Source organism: Aeromicrobium sp. Leaf350 (assembly GCF_916858655.1).
In the GTDB taxonomy this organism is placed as follows: Bacteria; Actinomycetota; Actinomycetes; order Propionibacteriales; family Nocardioidaceae; genus Aeromicrobium.
Genome location: NZ_CAKASL010000002.1, coordinates 737,938 through 760,457 on the forward strand (window position 1 = coordinate 737,938; position 22,520 = coordinate 760,457).

20 protein-coding genes and 1 tRNA gene are annotated in these 22,520 nt (G+C 71.3%); 14 read left to right on the forward strand and 7 right to left on the reverse strand.

What is annotated here, in order from left to right; all coding sequences use genetic code 11:
• Window positions 1–24: 24 nt before the first annotated feature.
• Window positions 25–984, forward strand: a complete 960-nt coding sequence (corA, locus tag LO931_RS12590) for a magnesium/cobalt transporter CorA (protein ID WP_229054010.1) — start codon at window positions 25–27, stop codon at window positions 982–984.
• A gap of 106 nt (window positions 985–1,090) precedes the next feature.
• On the opposite strand, the gene LO931_RS12595 is transcribed toward corA, so the two are convergent.
• Window positions 1,091–1,930 carry an undecaprenyl-diphosphate phosphatase gene (locus LO931_RS12595; protein ID WP_229054016.1) on the reverse strand — a complete coding sequence of 280 codons (840 nt, stop codon included), beginning with the start codon at window positions 1,928–1,930 and terminating at the stop codon, window positions 1,091–1,093.
• A 49-nt stretch (window positions 1,931–1,979) separates the two neighbouring features.
• Here LO931_RS12595 and LO931_RS12600 point away from each other — a divergent pair, with 49 nt between their 5' ends.
• A complete protein-coding gene (locus tag LO931_RS12600) occupies window positions 1,980–2,933 on the forward strand; it encodes an aldo/keto reductase (protein WP_229054022.1) in 954 nt (317 codons plus the stop codon).
• Between the two features lie 11 nt (window positions 2,934–2,944).
• Window positions 2,945–3,133 (forward strand): DUF5703 family protein, encoded by a 189-nt coding sequence (locus LO931_RS12605; RefSeq protein WP_229054023.1) that lies wholly within the window; start codon window positions 2,945–2,947, stop codon window positions 3,131–3,133.
• Window positions 3,134–3,140: 7 nt separating this feature from the next.
• On the opposite strand, the gene LO931_RS12610 is transcribed toward LO931_RS12605, so the two are convergent.
• Together LO931_RS12610 and LO931_RS12615 are read right to left on the reverse strand one after the other, a co-directional pair.
• Window positions 3,141–4,436, reverse strand: a complete 1,296-nt coding sequence (locus tag LO931_RS12610; RefSeq protein WP_229054024.1) for a M20/M25/M40 family metallo-hydrolase — start codon at window positions 4,434–4,436, stop codon at window positions 3,141–3,143.
• Window positions 4,437–4,469: 33 nt separating this feature from the next.
• Window positions 4,470–4,865, reverse strand: a complete 396-nt coding sequence (locus LO931_RS12615; RefSeq protein ID WP_229054026.1) for an SRPBCC family protein — start codon at window positions 4,863–4,865, stop codon at window positions 4,470–4,472.
• Between the two features lie 50 nt (window positions 4,866–4,915).
• Here LO931_RS12615 and LO931_RS12620 point away from each other — a divergent pair, with 50 nt between their 5' ends.
• Genes LO931_RS12620 through LO931_RS12650 form a run of 7 tightly spaced genes read left to right on the forward strand, consistent with a single transcriptional unit; the run spans window position 4,916 to window position 14,182 of the window.
• Complete coding sequence (locus tag LO931_RS12620; RefSeq protein ID WP_229054028.1) at window positions 4,916–5,821, forward strand: MoxR family ATPase; 906 nt, start codon at window positions 4,916–4,918, stop codon at window positions 5,819–5,821.
• A complete protein-coding gene (locus LO931_RS12625; protein WP_229054029.1) occupies window positions 5,818–7,263 on the forward strand; it encodes a VWA domain-containing protein in 1,446 nt (481 codons plus the stop codon). Before LO931_RS12620 ends, LO931_RS12625 begins: the two co-directional genes overlap by 4 nt.
• A 36-nt stretch (window positions 7,264–7,299) precedes the next feature.
• Window positions 7,300–9,030: a GAF domain-containing protein gene (locus LO931_RS12630; RefSeq protein WP_229054031.1), complete on the forward strand. Its 1,731-nt coding sequence runs from the start codon at window positions 7,300–7,302 to the stop codon at window positions 9,028–9,030.
• Window positions 9,027–11,774, forward strand: a complete 2,748-nt coding sequence (locus LO931_RS12635) for a zinc-dependent metalloprotease family protein (RefSeq protein WP_229054033.1) — start codon at window positions 9,027–9,029, stop codon at window positions 11,772–11,774. The genes LO931_RS12630 and LO931_RS12635 overlap by 4 nt, the downstream gene beginning before the upstream one ends.
• Entirely contained in the window at window positions 11,774–12,106 is a 333-nt protein-coding gene (locus tag LO931_RS12640; protein ID WP_229054034.1) for a YidH family protein, read from the forward strand. Before LO931_RS12635 ends, LO931_RS12640 begins: the two co-directional genes overlap by 1 nt.
• 48 nt (window positions 12,107–12,154) lie before the next feature.
• A complete protein-coding gene (locus tag LO931_RS12645) occupies window positions 12,155–12,655 on the forward strand; it encodes a hypothetical protein (protein ID WP_229054036.1) in 501 nt (166 codons plus the stop codon).
• Between the two features lie 21 nt (window positions 12,656–12,676).
• A complete protein-coding gene (locus tag LO931_RS12650; protein WP_229054038.1) occupies window positions 12,677–14,182 on the forward strand; it encodes an acyl-CoA carboxylase subunit beta in 1,506 nt (501 codons plus the stop codon).
• Here LO931_RS12650 and LO931_RS12655 read toward each other — a convergent pair.
• Window positions 14,179–14,502 (reverse strand): hypothetical protein, encoded by a 324-nt coding sequence (locus LO931_RS12655; protein ID WP_229054040.1) that lies wholly within the window; start codon window positions 14,500–14,502, stop codon window positions 14,179–14,181. The two genes, LO931_RS12650 and LO931_RS12655, sit on opposite strands and share 4 nt — an antisense overlap.
• Window positions 14,503–14,548: 46 nt before the next feature.
• Between LO931_RS12655 and LO931_RS12660 the strand changes: the two genes are divergently transcribed.
• Window positions 14,549–15,469: a methyltransferase domain-containing protein gene (locus LO931_RS12660; protein WP_229054041.1), complete on the forward strand. Its 921-nt coding sequence runs from the start codon at window positions 14,549–14,551 to the stop codon at window positions 15,467–15,469.
• 46 nt (window positions 15,470–15,515) lie between these two features.
• Here the strand turns inward: LO931_RS12660 and LO931_RS12665 are convergent.
• From LO931_RS12665 to LO931_RS12680, 3 genes are all read right to left on the reverse strand, one after another.
• A tRNA-Leu gene (locus LO931_RS12665) sits at window positions 15,516–15,600 on the reverse strand.
• 86 nt (window positions 15,601–15,686) lie between these two features.
• On the reverse strand, window positions 15,687–15,923 hold the full coding sequence (locus LO931_RS17585; protein WP_304523512.1) for a DivIVA domain-containing protein: 237 nt from the start codon (window positions 15,921–15,923) through the stop codon (window positions 15,687–15,689).
• Window positions 15,924–15,938: 15 nt separating this feature from the next.
• A complete protein-coding gene (locus LO931_RS12680) occupies window positions 15,939–17,207 on the reverse strand; it encodes a DUF445 domain-containing protein (protein ID WP_229054042.1) in 1,269 nt (422 codons plus the stop codon).
• A 57-nt stretch (window positions 17,208–17,264) separates the two neighbouring features.
• Here LO931_RS12680 and LO931_RS12685 point away from each other — a divergent pair, with 57 nt between their 5' ends.
• From LO931_RS12685 to hrpA, 3 genes are read left to right on the forward strand one after another with little or no spacing between them, the layout of a single operon-like run.
• Window positions 17,265–18,155: a neutral zinc metallopeptidase gene (locus LO931_RS12685; protein WP_229054043.1), complete on the forward strand. Its 891-nt coding sequence runs from the start codon at window positions 17,265–17,267 to the stop codon at window positions 18,153–18,155.
• The gene (locus LO931_RS12690; RefSeq protein ID WP_229054044.1) at window positions 18,152–18,892 is read left to right on the forward strand and encodes a CPBP family intramembrane glutamic endopeptidase; all 741 of its coding nucleotides are present in this window, start codon (window positions 18,152–18,154) and stop codon (window positions 18,890–18,892) included. Before LO931_RS12685 ends, LO931_RS12690 begins: the two co-directional genes overlap by 4 nt.
• 13 nt (window positions 18,893–18,905) lie before the next feature.
• Complete coding sequence (gene hrpA, locus LO931_RS12695; protein ID WP_229054045.1) at window positions 18,906–22,514, forward strand: ATP-dependent RNA helicase HrpA; 3,609 nt, start codon at window positions 18,906–18,908, stop codon at window positions 22,512–22,514.
• Window positions 22,515–22,520 lie beyond the last annotated feature (6 nt).

Here is a 22,520-nt window from a genome sequence, read left to right on the forward strand (position 1 = left end):
TTCGATCGCTGGCACGATGTCCTCGTGATCATCGACTGCGCGGTGTACCGCGACGGGGCCCGGGAGGACACCGGCCAGCACAGCGACGACCTGGTCGCGGCGCTCGCCGGCCTCGGTGAGGACGACTTCCTCTGGATCGGCATGAACAACCCGACGGTCGACGAGATGCACCGCATCGGTAAGGTCCTGGGTCTGCACCCGCTGGCGGTCGAGGACGCGCTGGAGGCCCACCAGCGGCCCAAGATCGAGCGGTACCGCGACCACCTGATCATGTCGATGCGGATGGTCTCGTACAGCGACGACGACATCCAGACGCACGAGGTCAACCTGTTCCTCGGAGCCAACTACCTGCTCACCGTGCGCCACGGCGGGCCGTCGCTCGTCGAGGGACGCCGGAGGGCCGAGCGCCGCAACGAGGCCCTCTCGCACGGCCCCACGGCCGCGCTGTACGCCGTGGTCGACACGATCGTGGACCGCTACGAGCAGGTCGCCTCGGAGCTGGAGGTCGACGTCGAGGAGGTCGAGTCGTCGGTGTTCTCCGCCGAGCTGACGAGCGACTCGACCCGGATCTACCGGCTCAAGCGTGAGGCGCTGGAGTTCCGCCGCGCCGTGGTGCCGCTGAAGGAGCCGGTCGTGCGGTTCTCCGAGACGGCCGAGCCGGCCGAGGCGCGTCCGTACTTCCGCGACATCGCCGACCACCTGGGCCGCGCGGCGGAGGCGATCGACACGATCGACCACCTGCTCGACAACGCCCTCACGGCGCACCTGGCACAGCTGAGCGTCCAGCAGAACGCCGACATGCGCAAGCTCGCCGCCGGCGCCACGATCTTCGCCATCCCGACCGCCATCGCCGGCGTCTACGGCATGAACTTCGAGCACATGCCGGAGCTCTCCTGGACGGCCGGCTACCCGCTGTGCCTCGCCCTGATGGGCGGTCTCTGCCTCTACACCTACCGCCGCTTCAAGAAGTCCGGCTGGCTCTAACTACCGCTCGCGAGAGACTTTGTTACCCCTCGCGAGCGAGCTTGTTGGTGGACAGGAGACAACAAAGTCTCTCGTGACCACCAACAAAGTCTCTCGCGAGCGGTCATTAGCCGCTGATGGCGATGTCGGCGGTGATCGCGCCGGTGCCGAGCAGGATCAGGACGATCGAGCCGAGGACGATGCGGTAGGCCACGAACGGGGCGTACGAGCGCGTGCTGACGTAGCGCAGCAGCCAGTGGATGACCGCGATGCCCACGACGAAGGCCACCACCGTGCCGAGGATCGTCGGCCCCCAGCCGTACGTGTTGTCGCCGCCGGGGATGTCCTTGAGCTTGTAGACACCGGCACCCACGACCGCCGGGATCGCGAGCAGGAACGCGTAGCGCGTCGCCGCCGCCCGCTCGTAGCCGAGGAAGAGCCCCATGCTGATCGTGGCGCCCGAGCGCGACACGCCCGGGACGACCGCCGCGGCCTGTGCCAGACCGAGCATCACCGCGTGCCCCCACGTGAGCTCCTCGATCGGCTTGGCGTTGCGGCCGACCCGCTCCGCCACGCCGAGCACGATGCCCAGGGCGATCAGCATCGTGCCGATGACCCAGAGGTTGCGGAACTCGCTGTCGATGAGGTCCTCGAGCACCAGGCCGATCACGACGATCGGCAGCGACCCGATGATGACGAACCAGCCCATCGACCACTCCGGGGCCTGTCGCGCCTCGCGGGAGAACACGCCGCGCACCCACCCGGAGCCGATCGTCCAGATGTCGCGCCAGAAGTACAGGACCACCGCGATCTCGGTGCCGATCTGCACGACGGCGGTGTACGCGGCGCCCGGATCGGACCAACCGAAGAACTTGGGGAAGATGGCCAGGTGCGCGCTGCTGGAGATCGGAAGGAACTCCGTCAGACCCTGCAACAGACCGAGCACGAGCGACTGGAGGAAATCCACGTCCGCGAGCCTACCGGCCCTGCTACCAGGTGCTGACTAGCCTGTGCGCATGCAGCAGCGTCGGGTCGGCCACTCGGGCCTCCGGGTCTCCCGTCTGGCGCTCGGCACGATGACGTGGGGCTCACAGGTCGACCAGTACACGGCGACCGAGCTCCTCGACGGCTTCCTGGACGCGGGCGGCACCCTGATCGACACCGCTCCCGTGTACGGCGACGGCAAGGGCGAGCAGGTCCTCGGGGCGGCGCTGGCCGACCGCGGCGTCCGCGACCGCGTGCTGCTCGCCGGGAAGTGCGGCCTCGGTCCCGGCACCGACGGCGCCGTCGTCGACGCCTCCCGCGGCACGGTGCTGGCCCAGCTCGACCAGTCCCTGCGCGACCTGGGCACCGACCACCTCGACCTGTGGCAGGTGCACCGCTGGGACGACTCGACCCCGCTCGACGAGACCCTCGCGGCCCTCGAGCACGCGGTCGACTCCGGGCGGGCGCGCTACGTCGGGCTCTCGAACTTCTCGGCCTGGCAGACGGCGCTCGCGCACGAACGTCTCGCCGGCCGCCCGTCCGCACACCGGCTCGTCAGCACCCAGGTCGAGTACTCCCTGCTGCGCCGCTCCCCCGAGACCGGCCTGGTCGACGCCCTCGACCACCTGGGGCTGGGTCTCCTGGCGTGGTCGCCGCTCGGTCGCGGGGTCCTGACCGGGAAGTACCGGCGCGGCACGCCCGCCGACTCCCGCGGTGCCGACGACGGCTGGGGACGCTGGCTCACCGAGTACCTGCAGCCCGGCCCGAGCGCGGTCGTCGAGGCCGTCGCCCGCGCCGCCGAGGGGCTCGGACACACGCCGGCCCAGGTCGCGCTGGCCTGGGTCCGCGACCGTCCGACCGTCGCGTCGGCGGTCGTCGGTGCCCGCACGACCGCTCAGCTCACCGAGCTGCTCGCGGCCGAGTCGGTCGCCCTTCCACCCGAGATCATCCTGGCGCTCGACGACGTGTCGGCGAGCCAGGTCTGAAGGAGGACACCATGGTCGAGTACGAGTTCTGGGACCTGACGATCTCGCGCACCAAGTCGCGCTCGGCGGTGTGCCACATGCTGACCCAGGCGGCCGAGTACCAGGGCTGGGAGCTCCACCGGCTGCACAAGGACCGCACGGGTCAACGCACGGTGCGCCTGCGCCGCAAGATCATCCGGATGCGACCGACGTACGTGTGAGTCGGCGTCAGGCGATGTCGAGGAAGTCGTCGAGCACGCGGCAGCCGAACTCCAGCGCGTCGACCGGCACCCGCTCGTCGACACCGTGGAACAGCGCCGTGAAGTCGAGGTCGGCCGGCAGGCGCAGGGGCGCGAAGCCGTAGGACGTGATGCCGGCGAGGCTCCACGCCTTCGCGTCGGTGCCGCCCGACATCACGAACGGCGCGATGTGCGCGCCGGTGTCGTTCTTGTGCAGGGCCACCGTCATGGCGTCGACCAGGTCGCCCTCGAGCGGGTACTCCAGCGCGATGTCGGTGATGTGCGGCTCGACGAGCACCTTGCTGCCGACGACGTCCTGCACGGCCGGCAGGAAGGTGTCGGCGTGCCCCGGCAGGTAGCGGCCGTCGACGTAGGCGACCGCCTCCCCGGGGATGACGTTGTGCTTGTAGCCGGCCTCGAGCATGGTCGGGTTGGTCGAGTTGCGCACCCCGGCCCCGAGCATGCGCACCGCCGGCCCGAAGTGGGCGAGGATCTCGTCGGGATCGGTGCTCGTCTCCCCCGTCAGCTCGCGGACCTTGGCGAACAGGGCCTGCATCGAGGGTCCGGGCTCGGCGGGCCACTCGTGCTCGCCCAGCGCGACCAGGGCGCGGGAGAGGTGGACGAGGGCGTTGTCGGGAGCCTTCATCGAGCCGTGCCCGGCGGTGCCCTTGGCCGTCAGACGCATCCAGGAGATGCCCTTCTCGCCGGTCTCGATCAGGTACAGGCGCTGACCACCGATCTCGGTCGAGAACCCGCCGACCTCGCCGATCGCCTCGGTGCAGCCCTCCAGGACGTCGGGGCGGTGCCGCGCCAGCCACTGGGCGCCGAGCACGCCTCCGGCCTCCTCGTCGGCGGTGAAGATGAGGGTGATCGGTCGGTCGGGGATGCGACCGCTGCGCTGGCGGTCGCGCACGACGGCCAGCGTGATCGCGTCGAAGTCCTTCATGTCGACCGCTCCCCGGCCGAACAGGTAGCCGTCGACGACCTCGGCTGCGAAGGGGTCGACCTGCCAGTCCGCGGCCTGCGCCGGCACGACGTCGAGGTGGCCGTGGATCAGCAGACCGGGACGCGGGGAGTCCTGGTTGCCCCAGCGGGCGACGACACTCGCCCGGCCGGCGGTGGACTCGATGATCTCGGACTCGATGCCGACCTCGTCGAGCAGCGCCGCGACGTGCTCGGCGGCCTTGCGCTCGCCCGGCCCGGAGTCGTCACCGAAGTTGGACGTGTCGATGCGGATCAGGTCGCGGCAGATCTCCAGGACCTCGGACTCGGCAGACGCGGACATACGTCGATCGTACGCACGACCTGGCGGGAACGCTCAGCCCAGGACCTCGTCCAGGACGCGTGAGAAGAGCACCTCGGCCGATCGCCGCTCGAGGCCCGCGAACACCCGGGGAACGCCGCGCACGTGAGCCAGCTCGCGCCACGTGACGCGGCTGCCGGAGGGGATCTCCTCGACCACGATCTCGGCCCAGCCGGTCACGACCTTGCCCTCCTTGACGAGGCGGCAGCGCCACGGCGGATCGGACTCGACGACGCGCATCGGGTCGTCAAAGCCCAGCCGGCCGACCCCCGTCCGGGCGACGAACCCGTCGGCGGTCCGGGTGATGCGGGTCAAGGGCACCGCACGCGCATGACGCGGCCAGTCGGTCACCCGCGCCCACGCCTCGGCGGGCGACAGGGGCACCTCACGCACGATCTCGATTCCGTCCACGGCACGATGGTAGGCAGCGGCAGCGATGTGCGCCGCGCGGAAAGGACCTCATGAGCACCCCACCGTCCGGCCTCGACACCCCGGTCGCGCCCGCGTTCGCCAGCGTCGACGACGTCGTGACCCGTCTGGCCGAGGTCGGCTACCTCGCCTCCGAGGCCGTCGCCACGACCGTGTTCCTGGCTGACCAGCTCGGCAAGCCCCTGCTCGTCGAGGGCCCGGCCGGCGTCGGCAAGACCGAGCTCTCGCGCGCCGTGGCGGCAGCGACGGGCTCGGAGCTGATCCGCCTGCAGTGCTACGAGGGCGTCGACGAGGCCCGGGCCCTGTACGAGTGGAACCACGCGAAGCAGCTGCTGCGCATCACCGCCGGCCGCGAGGAGTCGTGGGACGAGGCGCGCTCCGACATCTTCAGCGAGGAGTTCCTCCTCCCCCGGCCGCTCCTGCGCGCCATCCGCAACGAGGGACCCACGGTCCTGCTGATCGACGAGACCGACAAGGCCGACGTCGAGATCGAGGGCCTGCTGCTCGAGGTGCTCGGCGACTTCCAGGTCACGGTGCCGGAGCTCGGCACGATCACGGCGGTGCAGCGCCCGTTCGTCGTCCTGACGTCGAACGCGACCCGCGAGCTCTCCGAGGCGCTGCGTCGTCGCTGCCTGTTCCTGTACGTCGACTTCCCCGAGACCGAGCTCGAGCAGCGGATCGTGCGGCTCAAGGTGCCCGAGCTGGACGAGGTGCTCGCGACCTCGCTCGTGCGGGTCGTGGAGGCCCTGCGCAACCTGGGCCTGCGCAAGGCGCCGTCGATCGCCGAGACCATCGACTGGGCACGCACCCTCGTCGCCCTGGGCGCCACGTCGCTCGACGCCCAGGTCGTCAGCGACAGCCTCGGCGTCATCCTCAAGCACACCGACGACATCGCGAAGGCGCGCACGAAGCTCGACCTCCCGTCGATCCTGGTATGACCACCGACCAGGCCCCGCAGGACCTGGCCCAGCGCCTGGTCGAGTTCGTCGACGCCCTGCGGGGCAAGGGCATCCCCGCGGGGACGAGCGAGACGGTCGACGCCGCGGCGGTCATGGCAGCCCTGGGCTTCGAGGACCGTCGGCGGCTCCGCGAGGGCCTCGCGAGCGCGCTCGTCCGTCGTGGCGGGCAGCGGGACGTCTTCGACATGACCTTCGACCTCTACTTCCCCGCCGGCGTGGGTCTCGGTGCCTCGGCGACCGAGATCGACGCGGAGTCGGTCGAGGACCTGCGCGACCTGCTGCTGATGGCGATCGCCGAGGGTGACACGCGGATGATGCAGCAGCTCGCGGAGCTGGCCGTGGAGACCCTCGGCAACGTCGCCACGGCTGGGAGCAGCGCCGGCGGATGGTCGGCCTACCAGACGCTCGACCGCCTCAACCCGCGCACGCTGACCGCGGCCGCGGAGGCCATGCGCAGCGAGCAGCGCGGCAACGGACAAGGGGCGGGCCAGGGCGGCGGTCAGGGCGGCGGGTCCGGCACCGGCGGCTCCTCGGCCGGGCTGATGGGGGGTGACGTCGCCGACTCGCTCACCCGCGACGAGGTACGCCGCATGATCGACCTGTTCCGCACGATGGTCGAGGCCGAGGCCCGTCGACGCACCGCGGAGGTCCGAGGCCGCGAGCTCGTCACCCAGCACGCCGTGCGCAAGACCTCCGGGCAGATCGACTTCCTCTCGGCCAACGCGCAGCAGCTCGAGGAGCTGCGCCAGGCCGTCCAGCCGCTGGCCCGCAAGCTGGCCACCCGGCTCTCCGCCCGCCGTCGTCGCTCGCGCCGAGGCCGCATCGACATCCGGCGGACGATGCGCCGCGCCATGGGTACCGGCGGGGTGCCGATGCGCCCCGTCCACGCTCCCCCGCACCGCACCCGCCCCGAGCTCGTGCTGCTGTGCGACGTCTCCGGCTCGGTCGCCGGGTTCTCCGGCTTCACGATGCTGCTGGTCCAGGCCCTGCGGGAGCAGTTCAGCAAGGTCCGCGTGTTCGCCTTCGTGAACACCGTCGACGAGGTCACCGACATCGTCCGCGAGGGCGGCGAGGTCCGCCGGCGCATCTCCGAGGAGGCGCGCATCACCAAGTGGCACACCAGCAGCGACTACGGCGAGTCGTTCCTGGACTTCGTGGCCGACCACCTCGACGCCGTGGGTCCCCGCACCTCCGTGCTGGTCCTCGGTGACGCCCGCAACAACAACCAGGCCCTGCGGCTCGAGGCGCTGCACGAGATCGCCCAGCGCTCCAAGCGGTGCTTCTGGCTCAACCCCGAGCACTCCGGCTCGTGGGGCCTCGGCGACTCGGTCGCGCCGGAGTACGCCGAGGTCGTGGAGATGCACGAGTGCCGCACGATCTCGCAGCTCGAGCGATTCATCTCCCGCCTGCTCCCCGTATGACCCGCGACTGATCCCGGATCGACCTAGCATGACGTCGTGGATGACATCTGGGACGTGAAGGGTCCACGTCTGGAGTTCGAGACCCTGCTGGCGCAGATGGTCTCGCGCGCCGAGGAGATGATGGTCTCCCAGTCACGCCTGCGCGACCTGATCCGGGTCAACCACGCCATCACGAGCGACCTCGACCTCGACTCCGTGCTGCGACGCATCGTGGAGATGGCGACCGAGCTGATCGACGCCGAGTTCGCCGGGATGGGAGTCCTCGGCGACGACCGCCGCATCGAGAAGTTCATCCACTCGGGCATCGACGCCGAGACCGAGGCGGCGATCGGGCGCCAGCCCGAGGGCAAGGGACTGCTGGGCGCGATCATCGACGCGGCCAGACCGGTCAGCCTGACCGCCCTGGGCGACGACCCCCGCTCGGTCGGCTTCCCTGCGGGACACCCGCCGATGGAGAGCTTCCTCGGGGCCCAGATCCGCGTGCGCGACGAGATCTACGGCAACCTCTACCTCGCCAACAGTCGCAGCGGCACCTTCTCGCCCGACGACGTCGAGCTGGCCGAGGCGCTCGCCGCCACGGCCGGCATCGCGATCGAGAACGCTCGCCAGTTCGACGAGTCGGTCCGGCGCGAGCGCTGGTCGCGTGAGCTGGCCGAGGCGGCGCGTGGCGTCATGATGGACGACGAGGGCGAGCACATCCCTCAGCTGCTCAAGCGCGTGCGGGGCGTCCTGGAGGCCGAGATGGCCGTGGTCTGCACGATCGACCCGGTCGCTGACGAGCTCGTCGTGGAAGAAGAGGTCGGCGACCACACCCCGGCCCTGGCCCACGCCCGCATCAGGGCCGTCGACAAGAGCTTCGCCCCGTGCCTGGACGGCGACGCCGTCGTCCTGAACCGGGTCCGGCTCGTCCTGGACAACGCGGAGGCCGAGGAGCCGACGCTTGCCAACCTCGTCGTGGTCCCGTTCGCGAAGTCGACCGGTCAGCGCACCGTCCTGTGCGTGGCGAACCTCGAGGCCGGAGCGGTGTTCGGCGACCGCGACGTGCAGGTCGTGCAGTCCTTCACCAGCCACCTGGGCGTGATCATGGACCGTGCCGAGGTGCGGCGCACCCGCCAGCGCGTGGTCATGCTCGAGGACCGCAACCGCATCGCTCGCGACCTGCACGACCACGTGATCCAGCGGCTCTTCGCCACCGGTCTCAGCCTCCAGGCCACCGCGTCCCAGGTCGACGGTCCCGCCGGCGGTCGGCTGTCGGACCTCGTGCACGAGATCGACGGCGCCATCACCCAGATCCGACAGAGCATCTTCGCGCTGAACCACGACTCGGAACGCTCGGGCTCGACCCCGCGGTCGCGCATCGTCTCGATCGTCGAGCGGCTCGGTGAGCACCTGGCGCGGCGCCCCACGATCGTCTTCGCCGGTCCGATCGACCTGCTGACCGACGACGAGCTCTCGCACGACGTCGAGGCCGTCATCAGCGAGGCGCTCACCAACGCGGTCCGGCACGCCGAGGCCCGCTCGATCGACATCGAGGTCGCGGTCAGCGAGGGCAGCATCTCGGTGTCGGTCACCGACGACGGCGTCGGCCCCGGCCCCATGTCGCGCCGCAGCGGCCTGTCGAACCTCGAGATGCGCGCGCGGAAGCACGACGGCGAGTTCAGCATCGTGGCACGGCCCGAGGGTGGCACGGCTCTGTCGTGGTCGGGTCGCATCGGGTCACCGCCGGCGGCACGTCCGCCCCGCGCAGCTGGAGGAGCAGGCCGATGAACGCTCGACGCAGTGGTGGCGTCCTCGCCGTGGTCGTCCTGGCGGCCCTCGTCGTCGCCCCCGTGAGCGCCGACCTGACGGACGACGACGACGCCACTGCACGCTCGGAGACCTGGGACAGCACCACGCCGGAGACCGGGCTCGTCACGGCGCCGGACCCCGGCTCGCCCGCGCCCGCACCCGCGGATCCGCTCGCGCTGGACCTGACGGAGCCGGTGCGCGGGGCCGAGGCCGTGGAGCGCCTGGGCGACGACATCGCCGACCTCGCGGCCGCCCGAGGCCTCTCGGTCGAGGACATGACGGCGGCGTTCGACGACCCGACCCTGGGCGTCACTCCCGACGGCACGCTCTTCTACGCCGAGGAGTCCGAGGGGCACGAGGCTCACGACGAGGCCGCAGCCACCGCCACGGAGCCCGCCGTGGCGCTCGCACCCGTCGCGCCGCTCGACCAGACCTTCACGCTGCACAGCAAGGCCGGATCGTCCCGCACCATCTACCTGGACTTCGACGGCCACACGGTCAGCGGCACGCAGTGGAACACGCAGTTCGGCGTCCCGGCGCAGTTCCACATCGGCTACTCGCTCGACGGCGACTACGCCACGTTCAACGACGAGGAGCGCCGGTTCGTCCAGGAGGTCTGGCAGCACGTCGCCGAGGACTACGCCGCCTTCGACGTCGACGTGACGACGCAGGACCCGGGCACGGCCGCACTCGTGCGGAGCAGCCAGAGCGACCAGGCGTACGGCACCCGGGCCCTGGTCACGAACAGTCCCCAGTTCCCGGCCGAGTGTGGCAGCGGCTGCGCGGGCATCGCCTTCGTCGGCACCGCGAACCAGACCACCGAGCGCTACCACCCCGCGTGGATCAAGGGGAACGTCAACAGCCGCACGCCGGCGTCGATGGCCCTGGTCATCAGCCACGAGGTGGGACACACCTTCGGTCTGGGGCACGCGGGAGCGACCTCCTCGGCCTACTACGGCGGCCACGACAACTGGGGCCCGATCATGGGAGCCCCGTACGGGCGCGCCGTGACGCAGTGGACCGACCACAGCTACACGGGTGCCACGCGCTCGACCAACCAGGCGAGCGACGACATCACGACCTTCGCGTCGTTCGGGCTGTCGCCCCGCGCCGACGAGGCTCCCGGCAGCGTGACGAACGCCCCGGGCCTCACGGGCCCGACGGTGCAGGGATTCATCTCGACCCGGGCGGATGCCGACACCTATGCGATCGGGTCGTGCGAGGGCCGGCTCGTGGTCGAGGCCCGCTCGACCTGGTCGGGCGGCAACCTCGACATCGGTCTCGAGCTGCTCGCGTCCAACGGCACGACGCTCACCAGCGCCAACCCGACGTCCGGGCAGACGAACGCCTTCCCCCCCGTGGCGACGGGCCTGGACGCCTCGCTCGACGTCGCCTCCACCTCCGGTGCGCGCTGGATCCGCATCGACGGCGTCGGACGCGCGGGCGTCTACTCCGACTACGCCAGCCTGGGCGCGTACACCGTCACGGTGACCTGCACCGGCACCGGCGGTCCCCCGTCCGTGACGCTCGACCCGGGCCTCGTGCAGGCCCCGGGTCAGGCCGAGATCTGGCTGGCGACCGGCACGTCCCGCCACTGGATCGCCTCCTTCGCCGAGTACGAGGCCTTGCAGTCGCGGCTCGGAGGGGTCCGACCGGTCGCTGCGGCCACCCTCAACGCGGTGCCGCTCGGGCAGGTCGCGACGCGCGTCGTGAAGGACGCCCGCAACGGCACCGTGTGGGTGCTGCAGAAGGACGGCAGCCGCCACCAGATGTCAGCCGCGGCCGCCACGAACCTCGCCGTCGACGCGTCCGTGCTCCCGGCGCTTGGCGGCCCGCAGGTCGATGCGTTCACCGCGGGCGCCGCCGTCGGCGACTTCCACGTCGCGGAGGGTGACGGACGGGTCTTCCTGGTCACGCCCGGCGAGCGGCACCACGTCGTGTCCTGGTCGGCCCTGCAACAGGCGCTCAGCCGTCGCGGACAGTCGTACGTGGTCGCGCTGCCGGCCGGGACCGCCGGGTCGGTCCCCGTTACGTCGTCCCTGCTCGCTCCCATGACCCTCGTCCGCTCCTCGGACCAGAACGCGGTCTACCTCGCGGTCGACGAGCTCCGGCTCCTGCACGTGCCGTCGTTCGGTCTGGCCTACGACGCCGGTGCCACGGGGTACGAGGTTCTCGCGGCAGGAGCGCTGGCCAGCAACGGGCAGGTCCCCGGCAGCCTGGCCCCCACCCTGACCTGTCACGGCACGACGTACGCCGTCTCCGGCGGCCGACTCGCGACCGTGACCGGAGGCACCGGCGGGCTCACGCCGCTCGCCCTGGCGGCCGACGCGTGCCAGTTCTTCCCGCGCTCCGGAAGTGTCGCGGCACCGTTGTTCGTGCAAACGCCCGGACGCGGGGAGGTCTACGTCGTGGACCAGGGGGTGCTCCACCACGTCAGGTCCTACGCCCAGCTGGTGCAGCTCAACGGCAACCGCGCGCTCACCCTGCTCTCGTGGAGCGGCGAGACCGTCGCTCGGGTCGGGACCGGCGCGCCGATCCTGGCCTCCGGCAGCTTCGTGCAGTTCGCCGGTGATCCCTCGGTCTACCAGGGCGACGGCCGCGTGCTGCGCCACGTCACGAGCTTCGCGGCTCTGGTGCGCTTGGGCGGCGGGCAGGTGCCGCCGATCGAGGCGCTTCCCGCGTCCTGGCGCCCGTACTACGACCTGGGCTCGCCGATCAGCTGATGCAGGACGACACCTGGCGCGACCACCTGGCCAACGAGCGCACCCATCTGGCGTGGCTGCGCACCGGGGCGGCAGTGCTCGTCGTCGGCCTGGTCGTCATGCGGTTCGCGGATCCGGACGCGATCTCCGTCGGGAGCATCCTGTCCGGCCTCCCGCTGATGCTGACCGGCGTGGCGGCGATCGTCTACGGCACGCAGCGATACCGGCACGCTCACCGTCGGCTCGAGGCACAGGACCCGAGGCCCCCGGGGACGCTCGGTCCCACGCTCGCCGCCGGGGTCCTGGTCGCGGCCTTCGTGATCACCGCCGTGATGCTCTCGTTGCTCGACTGACCGGATGCGACAGACTGGTCGCGACACTGGCCGTTGGACGGGGGATCCATGACCGAGAGCAACACACCGAACACGCCCAACCTGGGTGACTGGTTGAAGAAGCCGATCAGCTGGGTGGTGATCGCGGTCGCGGTCGTCGCCTTCGTGCTGCAGCAGGTCTTCGCACCCGGTCTCTTCGGCGACAGCGGCAGCAGCGACAGCGCCGAGGGCACGGAGATGATGGTCGAGAAGGCTCCGCCGGTCGAGGTGCCGGAGGGCGACGAGGTCACGGTCGTGTACACGGTCGAGAACCGCGAGCGCGAGGCCGTCGAGATCTCCTCGATCGAGATCAAGTCGCTGCGCATCACCGGCGGCGGCGCCGAGTGCACAGGCGCGAGCCGCGCCGGCGTCGTGGCGAAGCTCGAGAACCACCTGGTCGGCAAGCGCATCGAGCAGCGCGGCGAGCTGGACGTCGACGTCATCTACACGGGTCGCGACGAGCCGCACCCGGACTGCGTCGGTGCCACGATCCAGGCCGACGTCGACGCGCGGGTCGTCCCGTACGACTGACCGGTGCGCCATGATGGCGCCATGCTCGACGACGACGTGCCCGCCGAGGGCCTGCCCGAGGTCCTCGCGCGCCGGTTCCTGACCACGGACGCTGCTCGACCCGAGAAGGTCGAGCGCTGGCACGCCAAGGGACGCCGCACCGCGCGCGAGAACATCGCCGACCTCGTCGATGCCGGGTCGCTCGTGGAGTACGGGCGGTTCGTCACGCCTGCCCAGGAGTACCGGCGCGACCTCGCCGATCTCGTCGTCGAGGCTCCTGCCGACGGCATCATCGGCGGCACGGCCACGATCGACGGCCGTCCGTGCGCCGTGCTGTCCTACGACTACCTCGTCATGGCCGGCACCCAGGGCATGCGCGGCCACCGCAAGTCGGACCGCCTGATCGAGCTCGCCGGACGGATGCGCCTGCCGACCGTCTTCTTCACCGAGGGTGGTGGCGGCCGGCCCGGCGACACGGACATCCCGCTCGTCTCGGCGCTGGACGTCGGGTCGTTCGCCCTCTGGGGCGAGCTGCAGGGGGTCGTGCCGCGCATCGCGGTCGTGTCCGGCCGATGCTTCGCGGGCAACGCGGTCATCGCCGGGTGCGCTGACCTCCGCATCGCCACCCCGGACGCGAACCTCGGCATGGCCGGGCCCGCCATGATCGCCGGCGGAGGGCTGGGCGAGTTCGCACCCGAGGAGATCGGTCCGGTGGCCGACCAGGCACCGAACGGCGTCCTCGACGTCCTGGTGGACGACGAGGAGCACGCCGTGGGAGTCGTCCGCCACGTGCTGTCGCTGCTGGCAGGGCCCGCCGGCCGTTCAGCCCCTGCAGATGCCGACGCCCTGCGGACGGCCCTGCCCGACAACGACCGCGAGGGATTCGACGTCCGTCCGGTCGTCGAGGCGCTGGCCGACCCTGAGTCCGTGCTGTGGCTGCGGGAGGCGTTCGCTCCCGAGCTCGTCACCGCGTTCGCGCGCATCGACGGGCTCCCGGTCGGGATCGTCGCCAACCAGTCGACCCAACTCGCCGGGGCCCTCACCACGGGAGCGTCGACGAAGGCCGCCGACTTCCTCGACCTCTGCGAGCGCTGGCGGCTCCCGGTCGTCTCGCTCGTCGACACCCCGGGCTTCATGGTCGGCCCGGAGGCGGAGCGCACCGGCCTCGTGCGCGAGGCATCGCGCATGGTCACGGCGGGCGCACGCCTCACGGTCCCGCTCGTGGGAGTCGTGCTGCGTCGCGGCTACGGCCTCGGGGCCCAGGCGATGCTCGGCGGCAGCACGCACCGGCCGCACCTGACCGTCGCCTGGCCCGGGGCCCACCTGGGCGCCATGGGCCTCGAGGGCGCGGTGCGCCTCGCGATGGCCCACGAGCTGGCGGAGATGCCCGAGGACGAGCGCGAGGAGGCCGTCGCAAAGCACACCGCCGACCTGCGCCAGCACGCCAAGGCTCTCAACGTCGCGCGCGTCTTCGAGATCGACGACGTGATCGACCCGGCCGAGACGCCGGCCGTGATCGCCGCGACCCTGAGGGCGGCCGCGAGCTAGGCGGACGCGGCGTCGTCCCCGAGTCGCTCCTGGCTCGACACCCCGATCGCGAGCATGCCGGTCCCGGCGATCGCCAGGACCAGCACGACGAACCGCCGCGTCGCGACGTCGTCTCGGCAGTCCTGCGCGAAGCCCATCTCGTCGAACGAGTCGTCGGTGACGTCGAGGCTCCCGGCGTCGGGCGCAGCCGAGTAGTCCGGGGCGAAGGCGTTCCCGCAGTCACGGCCTCCCGCCTCCCCGAGGGTGGTGAACCCCGTCCACACCACGGCGACCAGCAGCACGCCGGCTGCGATCCGTGCCAGAAACCGCCATCCCGTCATGCGCACACCCTAGGGCCGGTGGGCGCTGGCGCGGGAGACTTGACGCATGTCTTCTCGCCCGACCCAGGTCATCCGCTTCCACGTGAGGCACCACGCTGCCGTGATGTCCGGTGAGAAGGTCACGACCGTCCGCTGGCAGGAGCAGGTCGCGGTGGGCCCGGCCACGTTCGTGTTCGGGGACGGCCCGACGGCGCCGACCCTCACCGGCCGGGTGCTGGGAGTCGAGACTCATCCGCTCCCCACGCTCTCGGCCGCGGACGCGCGTCAGCCGATCGGTACCGACATGGCGGCGTTCGCCCAGGAGCTGCGCGCCGGCTACTACCCGGACATGCCCGACGACACCGAGGTCCAGGTCGTCGAGATCGAGGTCCTGGACGAGCCGCGCCCGACGCGGTGGTTCGCGGAACGAACCGAACGGCAACGCCACGCCTATGCGCGCCGCTTCATCGACATCGCCTCCGACGGCAAGGACGTCGACGGCGAGGCCCGACTGATCGATGCGATGGCGACGCCTGGCAGCACCGTCCTGGACGCGGGCTGCGGCGCAGGACGGATCACCCACGCCCTGTCCGTGCGTGGCCACCGGGTGATCGGCGTCGACGCGGACCCGATCCTGGTCGAGGCCGGGCGCGAGCAGCACCCGGGCACGGACCTGCGGGTCCTGGACCTGGTCGACCTGACCCCACACGTGGGCGGGCCGTTCGACGTGATCGTGTGCACCGGCAACGTCATGACGTACGTCGAGCCCGGCACGGAGCGAGCCATCCTGGCAGCGATGGCGACCGTGATCGCCCCCCGCGGCCGGGTCGTGTTCGGCTTCCACACCGACCGGGCCTATACCGTCGAGGCGCTCGACCAGGACGCGTCCGACGTGGGCTGGCACCTCGAGCACCGCTTTGGCACCTGGAACCTCGACCCGTTCACCGGCGAGAGCGACTGGGCCGTCTCGGTCTTCCGCAGCGCCTAGATCGGAAAAACCCCGCAGACTCCGAAGAATCTGCGGGGTTTCGCTGTGTCCGAGGGGGGACTTGAACCCCCACGCCCCATTAAGGGCACTAGCACCTCAAGCTAGCGCGTCTACCATTCCGCCACCCGGACGTGTGACTCGCTGCTCCCGCCTGACCGGCTTCGGCAGCGCGTGCGATCTTAGCAAACGACCGTCGGGCTTCCGAATCGGGTCCGGGTCATCGACCCTCGGCCGCTCGGCGCTGCAGTCCGTCGAGGAACTGGTCGACCTCGCCCATGTCGTAGGACGGTCGCAGACGACGCGGCTTGAAGCGGGCGGAGCGGATCCGGTCGGCCAGCGCCGGGTCGGGCCGCGCACGGCCGATCTCGGCCTCGACCGTGGCGACGAAGGCGTCGACCTCGTCGGCGTCGTAGCCCTCGCGGAACCGCACCAGCGTGAATCGGGGGGTCGTCATGGGGTCTCCTGACGGTCAGAGGTGAGCGAGCGTGTGGATGACGAGCCCCGCGAGGCCGCCGACCACCGTGCCGTTGATGCGGATGAACTGCAGGTCGCGGCCGACGTGCAGCTCGATGCGCTGGGCGGTCTCGACGCCGTCCCAGCGCGACACCGTGGCCGAGATGACGGTCGCGAGCTCGTGCCCGTGGCGCTCGACGGTGTACGAGGCGACGTCGGCCGCCAGGTCGTCGACGCGGGCCGCGAGCCGGTCGTCCTCGCGCAGCCGCCGACCGAGGTTCTCGACCTCCTCGACCGCACGCCGCCGCAGGAGGCCGTCCTCGGTCAGCGCCTCGCTCAGGACGCCCTTGAGGGAGGTCCAGAGCGACACCGCCGTGAGCACGACCTGCGGCTGGTGGAGCACGCGCTCCTTGAGGCGGTCGGCGCGCTCGCGGGTGGCTTCGTCGAACTGCAGGTCGTGCGCGAGCTGGCCCAGCCAGTGGTCGAACGCCGCACGCGCACGGTGCTGCGGGTCGTCGCGGATCTCGGCGACCCACCGGACCGCCTCCAGGTGCAGCCGCGACGCCACGCGGTCGTCGACCCACTGCGGGGTCCACCACGGTGCCCGCTGCTCCACGATCTGTGCGACCTCGGCCTCGTTGCTCAGCAGCCAGCGGTGCAGCTCCTCGGCCACGAGGTCGACGAGGCCCGTGTGGGCACCGTCCTTGACGATCTCGGTGATCATCTGTCCGATCGCGGGCCCCATCGGCTCGGCGCTCAGCTTCGGCACCATGACGTCGCGCACGAGCGACTCGACGTCCTCGTCGCTGATGCGGTCGAGCCCGTGGGCGGCAATGCGCGAACCGGCGCGCACGAGGCGCTCGGCGTGGCCCGGCTCCTGCAGCCACTGGCCGGCGCGGTCCGCGACCCCCACCGCGAGGACGCGCTCCCGCACCACCCCTGGTTGGAGGAAGTTGTCGACCACGAAGTCCTGGAGGCTCTCCCCCAGCGACTCCTTGCGCCGCGGGATGATCGCCGTGTGCGGGATCGGCAGCCCGAGCGGGTGCCGGAAGAGCGCCGTGACCGCGAACCAGTCGGCGATCGCCCCCACCATGGCCGCCTCGGCCGTCGCGTTGACGTAGCCGAGCCAGCCCTCGCCGTCACGGGTCAGCACGAAGATGATCGCGGCCACCACGAGCAGCGACGTCGCGACGACCCGCATGCGACGCAGCGATCGACGGCGTTCGGCATCCTTGGCCGAGAGCTCGGCGGGCATGGCGAACGACGTCGTCGTCTCGGCGGGCATTCCCGCAGCGTATCGACGGACCCGCTGTTCGGCTCGTCGCTGCGTAGACTCCGAGCCGTGAGCTTCAACGACAAGGCGCGCCTCGACACCAGCCAGGTGCTGGGCGGCAAGGGCGGCGCGATCGCGGGCGGCGGCATCGGCAGCGTCGTGCTCCTGCTGGTCTACCTCTTCCTCGGCGGCAGTGGCGGCTCCGGCTCCCTGCCGTTCGACCCGTCGCAGGTGCTCCAGGGCGGCTCCGGCAGCAGCGTCGACGTCTCGGAGTGCCAGACCGGAGCCGACGCCAACCGTTCGGACGTCTGCCGCATCGTCGGCACGGTCAACAGCGTCCAGGACTACTGGGGCGATGCCCTGCTGGATGGCACGGGTGAGGCGTACCGCGAGGCGAAGACGGTGATCTTCTCCGGCTCCACGCAGACCGCGTGCGGGTCGGCCACGGCGGCGGTGGGTCCGTTCTACTGCCCGGCCGACGAGCAGGTGTACATCGACGCCACGTTCTTCGACGAGCTCACGAGCCGCTTCGGCGCCGACGGCGGCAACCTCGCGCAGATGTACGTCGTGGCGCACGAGTACGGGCACCACGTCGAGAACATCCTCGGCGACCTCCAGGCCGGGCAGCAGGACCGCTCCACCGGCCCGACCAGCGCCGGCGTGCGGATCGAGCTCCGGGCCGACTGCCTCGCGGGCGTCTGGGCGCACCACGCGTCCACGACGGAAGACGCCGACGGCGTCACCCTGATCGAGCCACTGACCCGCGACGACATCGACTCGGCCCTGTCGGCTGCCGAGGCCGTCGGCGACGACCACATCCAGGAGGAGCTCGGCGGCGGCACGGTGAACCCCGACACCTGGACCCACGGCTCGAGCGAGCAGCGCCAGCGCTGGTTCCTCGCGGGCTACGAGTCCGGCACGATCGACTCCTGCGACACGTTCGGCACCGACGACCTGTGAGCACGGCGCCCCCGCAGGACCGGCGCCGGGTCACCGCCGAGATCTGGATCGTCCTGGGCCTGTCCCTCGGCCAGTCCGCCGTCTACGCGGTCCTGAGCCTCGTCGTGAAGCTCACGAACGGCGGCCTGCGTGAGTCCACCGCCAGCCTGAACGCCTCGCGCGCCGACCAGCAGTGGCTCGACCTGACCCTGCAGGTGCTCTCGATCGTGTTCGCCCTCGTGCCGGTGGCGCTGGCCCTCTACCTGCTCGCGGGCCGCTCGATCGGCTTCGACCGGCGATCCCCCGGCCGGGACACCGCGGTCGGTGCGCTCCTCGCCCTCGTGATCGGCGTCCCCGGCCTCGGCCTGTACTTCGCAGGCCGGGCGCTCGGCGTCACGGCCGAGATCGTCGTCGCGCCTGACACCGTCTACTGGTGGACGGCGGTGATCCTGGTGGTCGCTGCCCTGCAGAACGGCCTCCTCGAGGAGGTGGTGGTCGTCGGCTACCTCTTCACCCGTCTGCGCGACCTCGGCTGGGGCCCCTGGCCGATCATCGTCACGAGCGCCCTCCTCCGCGGCAGCTACCACCTCTACCAGGGGTTCGGCCAGGCGCTCGGCAACGTCGTGATGGGCCTGGTGTTCGGCTGGTGGTTCCAGCGCACGGGCCGTGTGCTGCCGCTCGTCATCGCCCACACGCTGCTCGACGTCGTCGCGTTCGTCGGGTACCTGACCCTCGGCGAGGCCCTGGGCCTGCGGTGACAGACTGTCCGCGATGAGGATCGAGTTCGACGACGCGCTGCCGATCTCGGCCCGGCGCGACGAGATCGCCGACGCGATGGCGTCCCACCAGGTGGTGGTCGTGGCCGGCGAGACGGGTTCCGGCAAGACGACCCAGCTCCCGAAGATCGCCCTCGGCGTCGGCCGGGAACGCATCGCCCACACGCAGCCGCGACGGATCGCCGCGCGCTCGGTGGCCAAGCGCATCGCGGACGAGTGCGACGTCGAGCTCGGCACCGAGGTCGGCTACGCCGTGCGCTTCGACGACCGCAGCTCCTCCGACACGAAGATCCGCCTGGTGACCGACGGCCTGCTGCTGCAGGAGATCCACCACGACCGTGAGCTGCGGCGCTACGACACCATCATCGTCGACGAGGCGCACGAACGGTCCCTGTCGATCGACTTCCTGCTGGGCTACCTGCGGCAGCTGCTCCCCCGCCGCCCCGACCTGAAGGTCGTCATCACGTCGGCGACGATCGACGTCGACCGATTCGCGGCGCTGTTCGACGCTCCCGTGATCGAGGTCAGCGGTCGCACGTACCCGGTCGAGATGCGGTACCGGCCGCTGAGCGACCCCGACGCGGGCGACCTGCTCGACGGCATCTCGTCCGCGGTGGAGGAGCTGCCGCGCGACGGCGACATCCTGGTGTTCCTGCCGGGCGAGCGCGACATCCGCGACGTCGACGAGCACCTGAGCGGGAAGAAGTACCGCAACACCGAGATCCTCCCGCTGTTCGGACGTCTCTCGGCGCAGGACCAGCAGAAGATCTTCGCCTCACACCCGGGTCGGCGCATCGTCCTGTCGACCAACGTGGCCGAGACGTCCCTGACCGTGCCCGGCATCCGGTACGTGATCGACCCCGGCCTGGCCCGGATCTCGCGATACAGCCAGCGGTTGAAGGTGCAGCGGCTGCCGATCGAGCCGATCTCGCAGGCCAGCGCCGCCCAGCGCGCGGGTCGGTGCGGACGGGTGGCCGACGGCATCTGCATCCGCCTCTACGCCGAGGACGACTTCGAGGGCCGCCCGGAGTTCACCGACCCGGAGATCCAGCGCACGAACCTCGCCTCGGTCATCGTGCAGATGGCGGCCCTGGACCTGGGTCCCATCCAGGAGTTCGGCTTCCTCGACCCGCCGGACTCGCGCTCCATCAGCGATGGCGTGAACCTGCTGCGCGAGCTGAACGCGGTCGTCGACGCGAAGGACGGCAGCCTGCGCCTGACCCGGCTCGGCCGCACCATGTCGCGTCTGCCGGTCGACCCGCGCATGGCTCGCATGATCGTCGCGGCCGACCGGCTCGGCTGCCTGGCCGACGTGCTGGTGATCGTCGCCGCGATGTCGATCCAGGACCCGCGTGAGCGCCCGCTCGAGAAGCAGCAGGCCGCTGACGAGAAGCACGCGCGCTTCCGTCAGCCCGATTCCGACTTCCTGTCGTGGCTCTCGCTCTGGACCTACCTGCGGGAGCAGCGCGACGAGATGTCGCACTCGAAGTTCCGGGCCATGTGCAAGAGCGAGTACCTGCACTACCTGCGCATCCGGGAGTGGCAGGACGTCCACACGCAGCTGCGACGGACCGTCAAGGACCTGGGGATGAAGGCGGGCGAGCCGTCGAGCGATCCCGACACGGTGCACCGCGCGCTCCTCACGGGGCTGCTCTCGCACATCGGCCTGCGCGAGGCGGACGGACGCGAGTTCGCCGGGGCGCGCGGGGCGCGCTTCATGGTGTTCCCCGGCTCCGGGCTCGCGAAGAAGCCGCCGGCGTGGGTCATGGCGGCCGAGCTGGTCGAGACCACCCGGCTCTGGGCGCGCACCGCGGCACGCATCCAGCCCGAGTGGATCGAGGAGGCCGCCGAGCACCTCGTGAAGCGCCAGTACGCCGAGCCGCACTGGTCGACCAAGCGCGGTGCGGCGATGGCGCGGGAGCGGGTGCTCCTCTACGGCCTGCCCGTCGTGGCCGACCGCCTCGTGCCGCTCGGCCGGTTCGACGCACCGCTCGCGCGGGAGCTCTTCATCCGACACGCGCTCGTGCAGGGCGAGTGGCGCACCAATCACGCTTTCTGGCGCCACAACCAGCAGCTGCTGGAGGACGTCGATGCGCTGGAGTCACGCGTGCGGCGCCGCGACCTGCGGGTCGACGACGAGACCCTCTACGGCTTCTACGACGAACGCGTGCCGGCCGACGTGGTCTCGACGCGCCACTTCGACGGCTGGTGGAAGAAGGCACGACGCGATCGGGCGGACCTGCTCGACCTCAGCACGGCCGACCTCGTCCGGCAGGACGCCCCCGGCGCGGAGGAGTTCCCCACGGAGTGGTTCTCCGACGGCGCCCCCATGAGCCTGACGTACACGTTCGAGCCCGGCACGGTCGACGACGGCGTCACGGTCGACGTGACGCTCGAGCAGCTTCCGTCGCTCGACGCGGACGCCTTCGGCTGGCAGGTCGAGGGGCACCGGCGCGAGCTCGTGGAGGCGCTGATCCGGTCGATGCCGAAGCAGCTGCGCCGCGGCTTCGTGCCCGCCCCGCAGGTCGCCGGCGAGGTCTACGCCCAGCTGGATCCGTCGCGGGGCTCGGTGACCACCGAGCTGGCGAGGGCGTTGACGGCTCGCGGTGGGGCGGCCGTCACCGCCGACGACTTCGACCTCTCCGGCCTGCCCGACCACCTCCGCGTGAAGTTCCGCGTCCTGGACGGCACCGGGGAGGTCGCTCGCGGGAACGACCTCGACGAGCTGCGCGAACGGCTGCGTCCGCGTCTGCGCGAGCAGCTGCAGGACGCCACGGGTGGCATCGAGCGCACCGGCGAGCGGTCCTGGGTGTTCGGCACGGTGCCGGTCGAGGTCACGGCCGGGCGTCAGACCGGGTACCCGGCGGTCGTCGACGAGGGCGCGAGCGTCGGGCTGAAGGTCCTGCACAACGCGGCCGAGCAACGGGCTGCGGGCATCCGTGGACAGGCGCGACTCGTGTCGTTCGACCTGCCGTCGGTGGTCCCGGCGATCGGGCGCACGCTCGACGTCCGCGCGAAGCTGACGCTGCAGACCGGGCCCTACCGTGACGCGGCCGAGGTCATCGAGGCGTGCTGGCTCGCGGCGATCGACCACCTGGTCGTGACGCACGGGGGTCCGGTGGCGGACGAGGCGGCGTTCGAGGCGCTCACGGCGGCGGTCAAGCCGGAGGTCTTCGACGTCACCCAGCGCGTGCTGACCCACGTGATCCGCTCCTACGAACGGCTCGGGGAGGTGCGGCCCGGCTCCGACGAGGCGGGGCAGGACGTGGCGGTGCAGCTGTCCTGGCTCGTGTACCGCGGCTTCATCCGCGATCTCGGGGTCGAGCGGATCCACCGGCTGCCGGTCTACCTGCAGGCGGCCGCGGCGCGCCTCCAGATCGCCGGCACTCCCGATCCCCTGCTCGAGGCGCAGGACCTGGAGGCCGAGTTCCACCGTCGCACCGCGTCGCTGACCGAGTGGCAGAAGCTGTCGCCAGACGTGCAGCGGGTCAGGTGGTCCCTGGAAGAGCTGCGCATCAGCCTGACCGCCCAGAAGCTCGGCACGGCGCACCCCATCAGCCTCCAGCGGATGCGCAAGCAGCTGGACACCCTCCCCACCCCCTGACCCGCC